Below are 8,357 nucleotides of genomic sequence, written 5' to 3'. Positions count from 1 at the left end.
AAACGCGAACAATTGTCTGACAGAATCGTAGGATGGGTAGAGCGCAGCGAAACCCATCACTCGGTTGCGGCGGGCGCAAGATGGTGGGTTCGCTTCGCTCTACCCACCCTACGAGCCGATTGCTGCTCAGCTATCCACCTTCAGCGCCGCGATGAACGCTTCCTGCGGGATGTCGACCTTGCCGAACTGCCGCATGCGCTTCTTGCCTTCCTTCTGCTTCTCCAGCAGCTTGCGCTTGCGGGAAACGTCGCCGCCGTAGCACTTGGCGAGTACGTTCTTGCGCAAGGCCTTGACCGTGGATCGCGCGATAATCTGTGCCCCGATTGCACCCTGGATGGCAACGTCGAACTGCTGACGCGGAATGAGATCCTTCATGCGCTCAACCAGATCGCGACCACGGCGATCCGCAGCCGAGCGGTGCAGGATCAGACTCAGTGCATCGACCCGCTCGCCATTGATCAGGACATCGAGACGAACCAGTGGAGCTGCCTGGAAACGCTCGAAATAGTAGTCCATCGATGCATAGCCGCGCGATACCGATTTCAGCCTGTCGAAGAAATCGAGAACCACTTCGGCCAATGGCAGCTCATAGCTGATCTGCACCTGATTGGCCATGTAGTTGATCGAGCGTTGTACACCGCGCTTCTCTTCGCAGAGCTTGATGACACTGCCAATGTGATCAGGCGGGGTCAGGATGTTGGCGACAATGATCGGCTCACGAACCTCTTCAATATTCTGGCTCGCTGGCAATTTGGCCGGATTATCGAGTGGCATGATCGAACCATCGGTCTGCAGAACCTCATAGATGACGGTTGGCGCGGTGCCAATCAGATCCAGATCATATTCGCGCTCCAGACGCTCCTGAATGATGTCCATATGCAGCAAGCCCAGGAACCCGCATCGAAAGCCGAAACCCATGGCCTCCGAGCTTTCCGGTTCGAAATGCAGCGCGGCATCATTGAGCTTGAGTTTGTCCAACGCTTCACGCAGCGCGGGAAAGTCCTCGGCATTGACCGGAAAAAGGCCCGAGAAGACGCGTGGCTGGACTTTCTGGAAGCCTGGCAGGGGTGCGGCGGCCGGGTCGGCATTCAGAGTCAGCGTATCGCCGACGGGCGCACCATTGACCTGCTTGATTGAAGCGGTAACCCAACCTACTTCGCCTCCACTGAGTTTGTCCTTGACCTGGCGCTTCGGTGTGAATACGCCGACTTGATCGACTTCGTGCCAGCGCCCCGTGGACATCACCAGGATCTTGTCCTTCGGCTTGATCTCTCCCTGCATTACGCGAACCAGCGAAACGACACCGAGATAGTTGTCAAACCAGGAGTCGATGATCAAGGCCTGCAACTTGTCCGTGTCGCCTGGCTGTGGCGGCGGGATGCGCTCGACAATGGCTTCCAGTACGTCCGTGACATTGAGGCCGGTCTTCGCGCTGATCGGGATCGCATCCTGGGCGTCAATACCGATGACGGCCTCGATTTCCTCTTTGGCGCGATCAATATCGGCGGTCGGAAGATCGATCTTGTTGAGCACCGGAACAACCGTCAGCCCCTGCTCCACGGCCGTGTAGCAGTTTGCGACCGATTGCGCTTCGACGCCCTGGGCTGCGTCAACAACCAGAAGCGCACCTTCACAAGCGGCCAGTGAGCGACTGACCTCATACGAAAAGTCCACGTGTCCTGGAGTGTCGATGAAGTTGAGCAAGTAGGTCTTGCCGTTCTTCGCCGTATACGGGAGGGAAACGCTCTGCGCCTTGATGGTGATGCCGCGCTCGCGCTCGATCGGGTTCGTATCGAGCACCTGCGCGGACATTTCGCGCGCTTGCAGTCCACCACAGATCTGAATGATTCGGTCGGCCAGCGTGGATTTGCCATGGTCGACATGGGCGATGATCGAGAAATTTCGGATATGGTCCATCAAGGTTTGCCGTAGAGCACCGGCCGGAAGCCGGCGCAAAGGCGGCGATTATCGCAGAAAGCGCATCGCTTGGTTGCGTTGCAGCAAATACATTGAGCGAAAACGGGCAGCTGTCGAGGAGAACCCGGTCCCGGCTTCCTCGACGGCTACCCTTTCGCCAGCCAGTTCGACGGAGACTACTGCTCCGAGTCGGCGGCTGGCACGTTGAGCGCCACGAATGAAGTGACATCGTTGCGCCGGATCAGCAGCATGACCGAATCGCCATCCTTGAGCTGCTTGACAGCGGCATTGAACGCGCTGGCGCTGTCAATCGATTTGCGTCCGACCATGAGTACGACGTCACCTGGCTGAAGGGCGGCGCGACGGGCGGCCATTCCGTCGATCCTGGTGATCACCACCCCTTGATCCTTCAATCCGGCTTGCTTGCGCTGATCCGCAGTCAGGTCATCGACCACAATCCCGAGTTTGTTGCTCGCTTGCGGCTTCGGTTTGGCCGAGGCAACGGTGGCGGCATCCTGCGGCAACTCTCCGACCGTGATCGGAATGTCCATGGTTTTGCCATTGCGGAAGACCGTGAGCTTGGACTTCGTGCCCGGCGGTGTCAGTCCGACCAGGGGCGGAAGGTCCGATGAACTGACTACTTCGCTGCCATCGAAGGCAAGAATGACATCACCTACCTTGACTCCGGCCTTGTCGGCCGCGCTATCCACGGAAACATTGTTGACCAGTGCTCCACCACTGCGCGGCAGGCCCAGCGCCTTGGCCGAATCACGATCCACATTCTGAATCTGGACACCGATCATGCCGCGTGAGACATGACCCTTCTCCTTGAGCTGCTTCATCGTATTCATTGCGACAGAAATCGGGATCGCGAATGACACGCCCATGTAGCCGCCGGTATTCGAGAAGATCTGTGAATTGATGCCGACAACCTGGCCATCGAGATTGAACAACGGGCCACCCGAGTTGCCGGGATTGATTGGCACATCGGTCTGAATGAAGGGCACATATTGCTGGCTTCGGTCATAGCCGCGACCGACTGCGCTGACGATGCCATGGGTCACCGTATGATCCATCCCAAATGGAGAGCCGACTGCAACTACCCATTGACCTGGCTTCAACAGACTCGAATCACCGATTGTCACAACCGGCAATTTGTTGGCATCGATCTTGAGCAGAGCGATATCGGTCTGCTCATCGGTGCCGATAACCTTGGCGTCCAGCTCACGGCGATCCGAAAGTCTTACCGTAACCTGATCCGCGCCGTCGACGACGTGGTTGTTGGTCAGAATATATCCGTCGCTTGAAATGATGAATCCGGATCCCGCGGACTGGCGCTCTCCACCGGGCTGCTGCCCGCGCGGAATGGGCCCGAAAAAGCGGCGAAATATTTCTGGAATATCCTGCTGCTGATCTGATCCTGGCATCTGGGCGTGTGGATTCACCTTCGCCGTTGTGGTGGCTCGAACGTTGACGATCGCCGGAGCATTCTTTTCAACCAGTAACGTGAAATCCGGAAGTTCAGCCGCCTGCGCGGCGCTCGCAGCAACAAAGAGCGAGAAAACCATTGCCGAAAACATCAGGGCAAAGCGTTTGCCTGAAGCAGTATTCATTTGCCTTGTTCCTCAATTCTGAAAACGTGAGAGTAAGCTGAGAGCGTCAGCGACGCTCGGAAATCTGTCGTCGATTGGATAGCCGTCATCAAGCAAAGTTCCCGACGAGCAGTGAGCCGCAGTTGGCAGCCCGACGAGGCTACGGTACGGATTTGACGACCGGCTGCAGTGATTGCGCCATCATGGTCACGGTGGCAAGAGGTACGTCACCAAGTACAGTAAACCTCCACTTTTCATTGGAATACGTATAAATATTCATGGTGCCGCGGCTCGCGATCGTGGTCAATTCGTCGCCCGTAGAGTTTTTCGGCTCCACATAAACGGAAACGCTCGCCAAACCGTCGGAATAAACCAGATGCTGGGCACCTTCAACGGCATCCATGGATCGCCGGGCGGATCGGAAAGCAAAACCGGAGGGGGCCTTGCTCACGCTCCACATCGGCTCACCACGCAATTCAATTTCATCGGAATCGGTCGCCGTAGTTGTCAGCAGTTCCCGTTGGCGTGGAACGAGATCGGTGTCGCTGGGAGGCGTTCCGATGATCAACGAAACAAACATGAATTGTTCCAGCGGCTGTCGCTTGCTGTCGGTGACAATGGAGCGCAATAACAGGCGAGACCCCTTGTCGATCCACAATCGATAGCCATAGCGGAAGCCATCGCGCGCAACAATATCCACGATGTCGGCGGAATAACCGGCTACCCGGTCGCTGCCGTTGAGTACGATCCGATAGGACTTCTCCAGTTCCGGATCCACGCTGTCAGGAACCAGCGGCAGCAGCCCACGTCCGGACGTGCTGTTGTAGACAATCGCGGAATCATCGGCTCGAATCGAGGTGATATTGGTGCCGTTTCGAACAATCTCGTTGCGAGGGCCGTTGAGACTGATCAATCGTTCGCGCTCTCTCGCCCCGCCTGCATGAAATACCCGCAAGGTATCGATCCGACCGGCATGCTGGTAAACAAACGAGCCCTGGTAGTCCGTGGCGCGCATTGCTGCGGCCATCTGTGCCAGCAACGTTGCGCCTTCGGGAGTTTGCGCGAGAGCAATGTGTGAGGATATGGCGCCAAGCGCAATGCTCAAGCAGACGCCTGTACGAGCCAAAACGTGGAGCGTTCTACTGAGCAACGCATTCAGCTGAGTTTGCATCGTCGCTCAACGTTGCTGGATTGTTCCTTCAGCGGCCGGGTCGACTGGCTCCTGCTGAGGCGGCACGACAAGCAGGACATACGGCATCATGGCCGACTGACCGCTGTTGGCCGCCGCATCATAATGGCGAATCAGATAGGACTGCAGCCTGGGATCCATCGGCGCGGAGGAAGATGAAAAACCTTCCGTGCTTGCCGATGCGGGCTGCACATCAAGCGCCGGAGACATCAGCGGCGGCCTGAAATCGCCAGCGCCCAGGGTTGCCGGCGCGGCGGGCGCAGGATTTGAATTGACTGACGCCGCCAGCGGTTCGCCCGAGACGCCACCAGGATTGCTGTTCGGTGCACTGAACATCAATGCAACCACGGCGACCGAAGCGGCAATGGCACCACCACCTGCCCAGCGCAGCCAGCGACCACCCCGCGCGACATGCAACACGGGCTCAGCATCGAGTCGAGCCAATATGTTCTCGGAAAAGCTGTCTGGGAGCACAAATACATCCTGGCGACGCAATACCTGGCGCGTGACGTGATAGCCCGCCCAACGCTGGACAAGCCCTTCATCGCTGCCGATACGACGCATGAGAAACAGGGTCTCGTCGCGCGCCAGTTCGCCATCCATCAAGGCCGACAACTGTTCTGGAATTTGCTGACTCATGCGGATCAATCCTCGTCTGCTGACAGTAGCGGCCTTAGCCGTTCATCAATTGCTTCCCGGGCGCGGAATATCCGGGAACGAACAGTGCCGATAGGACAATTCATTGCTTCCGCGATTTCGTCGTAACTGAGACCGTCCACTTCTCTGAGGGTGATGGCGGTGCGCAGCTCTTCGGGCAATTCTTCGACAGTATCGAACACAGTTCGTTCAATTTCCTGTCGCATCAGTTCGCGTTCGGGTGTTGCCCGGTCACGCAATTGCGATGCGCCATCGAGTTGCACGGCATCTTCAATGGCGATATCACCGATCGGCGGACGACGTCCTCTCGATACCAGATGATTCTTCGCCGTGTTGATCGCAATCTTGTAAATCCAGGTGTAGAACGCACTGTCCCCACGAAAAGCTTCAATCGCCCGATAAGCGCGAATAAACGCCTCCTGGGCGACATCTTGTGCTTCGCTCCAATCCGAGACATAGCGCGTCACGACGCTGATGATCTTGTGCTGGTACTTTCGAACCAGTAGATCAAACGCCCGTTTGTCACCTTTCTGGACGCGTTCTACCAGCGCCTGATCCAATTCGCTTTCGCCCATGCGGGCAGGTCTCCTTGCCGGCGATGGGGTCGAGGCATGCAATTACGACCCCATCAGCGGGAAATAGTTTCAGCAATACGGTTGCGTCAATCGGTACCGCGCAAGCCGACTGCGTAATATCTGACAGGTCACTAGTGTAACAACCGAAGCGGGTTCGATCCGCGCCCGATCAGGCCAGCAGTCAATTTCCAGGCAACAAGGCATGCAGTTCCTGGTGCAGTCGTTCGCGTTCGCTCATCAGACTTTCAAAGCTCGCCGCCGGCAACGGCCGACAGAACAAAAAGCCCTGCAGAACCTCGCAGCCCAATCCGCGCAGGAAATCCAGGTGCGCCTCGATTTCGACACCTTCAGCAACGACGGCACGATTGAGATTGTGAGCCATGCCGATGGTTGCCTCAACGATGGCCTCGTCATCGGGATCGATGCCGATATTGCGCACGAATGACTGATCGATCTTGATCCGGTCCGCCGGGAAGCGCTTGATGTAGTCCAGCGAGGATTGCCCCGTACCAAAATCATCGATCGAAATCTGGCAGCCGAGGTCACGCAGAGCCTGCAGGGTTTCAAGCAGATTCGGAATCGACTTGACGCTGATACTTTCTGTCACCTCAAGATCGAGCAACTGGGCCGGCACGCCGGTCTCTTCGAGCACTTCGGCAACCAGGGCGACGAGATTCGGTTGGCGCAACTGCAGTGGCGAAAGATTGACGCTGATTCTCAGTGGCATTGAATAGCGCAGTTGCCAACGGCGCGCATCCATGCAGGCTGCACGCAAGACCCATTCACCAATCGGAATGATCAGGCCGGTTTCCTCTGCCAGCGGAATGAAGAATCCGGGACTGATCAGGCCGAGCTCGGGATGCTCCCAGCGGATCAGCGCCTCCATGCCGACAATATCCTCAGTGACGGTATCGACCTGGGGTTGATAGAAGACCCGAAGCTCACCGTTACGCTCGGCCTGGCGCAACTTCGCTTCCAGCGCAAGACGCTGCTGATGCGACTCTTCGGGAACCGCAACATAGGCCTGGAAATTGTTCCGACCCATGCCCTTGGCGGTGTACATGGCAACATCCGCATGCTTGAGCAGGCGCTCGGCAACGGTGGCGTCATCGGGATAGAAGCTCATGCCGAGACTCGCCGTGATCTGCAATTCCAATCCATCCGGCAGAGTCAGCGGCGCCTCCATGACGCGGATGATTTTCTCCGCAATGCGCATGACATCATCACGCTGCACGATATGACGCAGAATCATCGTGAACTCGTCGCCGGCATAGCGGGCAACCGAATCGGATGCGCGCACACAGGAGCGCAATCGGCGGGAAACTGCGACAAGCACGTGATCACCGACGTTGTGGCCGAGTGAATCGTTGATGTTCTTGAAGCGATCCAGATCAACAAACAACACGGCAAACATTTCACCGGTGCGATGCGCTTCCTGGATCACCGACTCGAGGCGATCATTGAACAATAGCCGGTTTGGCAGGCCGGTCAGCGAATCCTGTAGCCCGCGCACCCTGCCCTGTTCGCGGGTCCGACGCAGCTCAAGCTCCAGGGCCAGGCGATGGGCAATGGTTCGCAAACCCTCAATCATCGGTGAGAGTTGATGCATCGGTTCCCGGCGGGAAATGATCAGCGCTCCAAGCACCACCTTCCGCTCATCGCACAGGGGTAGACCAATCAGGCACTGGTGACCACGGTCGATGATGAACCCATCATCAGCATTGGTTCTGCATGCATCATCGAGAAGGATGATCTCGTCTCCTTCAAGAGCATGTTTCAGGGTCGACATGCGCATTGGATCAGGCGTTTCTTCCGGCGGGCTTTGCCGATGGAACACGACTAGCGGCTGCATTTCGCTATTCAGCTCCAGACGCAAGGAGACAAGAGAGACAAAATCAAGCTGTAGCCAATCAACCAGACTGCGTACGGCGGCATTGATGCCTTCCTCTCCACCGCCTGCCTGGCTCAACCCGGAAATGACACCCAGAGTACGGACGTAACCGTCGAGTTCGCCGAGGTCGCGAAATGCGTGCAATTGAATCGATTCACCCTTGTGCGTCAGCCTGCGCACGTCGACGTCGACAAGATAAGTGCTGCCGTCAGCATGCGGCTTTCGTGCCCGAAATCGAACTTGCCCTTGCCTGGCCAGCTGCAGATTCAGACTGGCACGCAAATCCGCAGCAAGCGTCGCATCCAGGCCTTCGATCCGGTTACCGAGCAACTGAATTCGCGAATAGCCACTGCGCTCGCAAAAACGAGCATTGACATCGATGATGCGTCCGCTTCGCGCTTCAACGACGGCGAGCTCATCCCGACTACACTCAAACGCATAGGGGTGAATCAGCGCGGGTCGATCCACCGAGGCGCCTTCGCTGTGACTGGCCAATCCGGAGAGTTGCGCATTGATGCGCCGCAGCGCTTCGTCCG

General features: G+C 57.4%; 6 protein-coding genes. All 6 read right to left on the bottom strand.

Going from position 1 to position 8,357, the window contains the following annotated elements:
- Positions 1-126: 126 nt before the first annotated feature.
- The gene (gene lepA / locus VFN25_RS15670; RefSeq protein ID WP_325143575.1) at positions 127-1,917 is read right to left on the bottom strand and encodes a translation elongation factor 4; all 1,791 of its coding nucleotides are present in this window, start codon (positions 1,915-1,917) and stop codon (positions 127-129) included.
- A gap of 176 nt (positions 1,918-2,093) precedes the next feature.
- Positions 2,094-3,530 (bottom strand): DegQ family serine endoprotease, encoded by a 1,437-nt coding sequence (locus VFN25_RS15665; protein ID WP_325143573.1) that lies wholly within the window; start codon positions 3,528-3,530, stop codon positions 2,094-2,096.
- Between the two features lie 139 nt (positions 3,531-3,669).
- On the bottom strand, positions 3,670-4,614 hold the full coding sequence (locus VFN25_RS15660) for a MucB/RseB C-terminal domain-containing protein (protein ID WP_325143571.1): 945 nt from the start codon (positions 4,612-4,614) through the stop codon (positions 3,670-3,672).
- 72 nt (positions 4,615-4,686) lie between these two features.
- Entirely contained in the window at positions 4,687-5,337 is a 651-nt protein-coding gene (locus VFN25_RS15655) for a sigma-E factor negative regulatory protein (RefSeq protein ID WP_325143570.1), read from the bottom strand.
- Positions 5,338-5,342: 5 nt separating this feature from the next.
- On the bottom strand, positions 5,343-5,930 hold the full coding sequence (rpoE, locus tag VFN25_RS15650; protein ID WP_325143568.1) for an RNA polymerase sigma factor RpoE: 588 nt from the start codon (positions 5,928-5,930) through the stop codon (positions 5,343-5,345).
- Positions 5,931-6,111: 181 nt separating this feature from the next.
- Positions 6,112-8,357, bottom strand: a 2,246-nt coding sequence (locus VFN25_RS15645) for a putative bifunctional diguanylate cyclase/phosphodiesterase (RefSeq protein WP_325143566.1), incomplete at its 5' end; no start/stop codon positions are given.

Source organism: Dokdonella sp. (assembly GCF_035703485.1).
Taxonomy (GTDB): domain Bacteria; phylum Pseudomonadota; class Gammaproteobacteria; order Xanthomonadales; family Rhodanobacteraceae; genus Dokdonella.
Note: the sequence above shows the minus strand (reverse complement) of the source record. Positions and strands in the feature narration are given on the sequence as shown.

Excerpts from the sequence above, each read along its gene's own strand:
- VFN25_RS15665 (WP_325143573.1), bottom strand. The coding sequence starts at position 3,530 with ATGAATACTGCTTCAGGCAAACGCTTTGCCCTGATGTTTTCGGCAATG.
- lepA (WP_325143575.1), bottom strand. The coding sequence starts at position 1,917 with ATGGACCATATCCGAAATTTCTCGATCATCGCCCATGTCGACCATGGC.
- rpoE (WP_325143568.1), bottom strand. The coding sequence starts at position 5,930 with ATGGGCGAAAGCGAATTGGATCAGGCGCTGGTAGAACGCGTCCAGAAA.
- VFN25_RS15655 (WP_325143570.1), bottom strand. The coding sequence starts at position 5,337 with ATGAGTCAGCAAATTCCAGAACAGTTGTCGGCCTTGATGGATGGCGAA.